This window comes from Oleiphilus sp. HI0061 (assembly GCF_001635675.1).
Genome location: NZ_LWFE01001273.1, coordinates 1 through 1,326, shown reverse-complemented (window position 1 = coordinate 1,326; position 1,326 = coordinate 1). Strand labels below are relative to the sequence as shown.

The window sequence follows — 1,326 nt, the reverse complement described above, 5'->3', positions numbered from 1 at the left end:
TCCTACCACTGCCAATTTAGCTCCCCTACAGATTGCGTCTCTTGCTTCATATTACTTTTTACTAGCACTCAATTTCTGCTCAATCGTCGATATTAGCTTATCAGCAATTTTGATTTGGCTAACCCTTTCAATTTCCTGAATACAGGTTGGACTGGTGACATTTATTTCTGTCAGGTAATCACCAATCACATCGATACCTACAAATAACAAGCCCCTATCTAGTAAATCATCTTTTATCTGATCAACGATCCAATAGTCACGTTCAGTCAGTGGCAGCACTTCTCCACGACCACCTGCAGCCAAATTGCCTCGCGACTCACCTTGCCCCGGAATTCTCGCCAAGCCAAAAGCAACCGGCTCACCATCAATAATAAGTATACGCTTATCGCCATTCTTTATCTCAGGCAAATATTTTTGCGCCATCACCTGTTGCTGGCCATGCTGACTCAGCGTTTCGAGAATCACACTTAGGTTACTGTCCCCCAGAGTCACTCTGAAAATAGAAGCGCCTCCCATACCATCCAAGGGTTTATAGATGACGTCTTCATGCTGCTTACAAAACGCTTTCAAGCGTTGCTGATCTCTCGAGACCAAAACAGGCGGGCAACATTGGGGGAAAAGAGTCGCGTATAGCTTTTCATTACAATCTCGCAAGCTTTGGGCTTTATTTAATACTAAAGCTCCCTGCTGCTCGGCCCGTTCTAGAATATGCGTAGCGTAAATAAACTCTGAATCAACGGGTGGATCCTTACGCATAAGAATGACGTCTAACTCAGCCAAATCGGCTTCGCGCGGCTCACCAAGTTCATACCAGCTTTGCTCATCGTTACTTACCTTGAGAGGCGTCAAACGTCCACGAGCCGTACCTTGATCCAAATATAGGTCAGACATTTCCATATAGTTCAAAGACCAGCCTTTCGCTTGGGCAGAAAGCAGCATAGCGAAGGAACTATCCTTCTTGATATTAATCCCGGAAATGGGATCCATCACAATTCCTAACTTAATCGTCATTTATTACCTGCGAAACAAAAAAAATGTACTAACCTTAAGAACTACTATCTTAGTTTAACTTTCATTACATTTTGAATAAAACAATTTCTTTCTTAGATTATCTATTTAAACTATAAATAATAAATGCTTATGAAATTAATCGTGATTTGATATTAACAAACACTTTTAAGATATTGGTCTATAGTGAAATAATGGTCGCCGAATTTTGTATCGTGACCGTGAAAAGTAAATACCAGGTTTGACAAGTTCAGGCTTGGAATATCGTAGTGCGTCGCGTACAAGACATGTCAGACCCGACGCTAATTGTTCTTCAAG

1 protein-coding gene is annotated in these 1,326 nt (G+C 41.5%); it reads right to left on the bottom strand.

Translation table 11 applies throughout. The features are described 5' to 3' along the window. Positions 1-51 precede the first annotated feature (51 nt). The gene (gshB, locus tag A3735_RS20000) at positions 52-1,011 is read right to left on the bottom strand and encodes a glutathione synthase (protein ID WP_068508693.1); all 960 of its coding nucleotides are present in this window, start codon (positions 1,009-1,011) and stop codon (positions 52-54) included. Positions 1,012-1,326 lie beyond the last annotated feature (315 nt).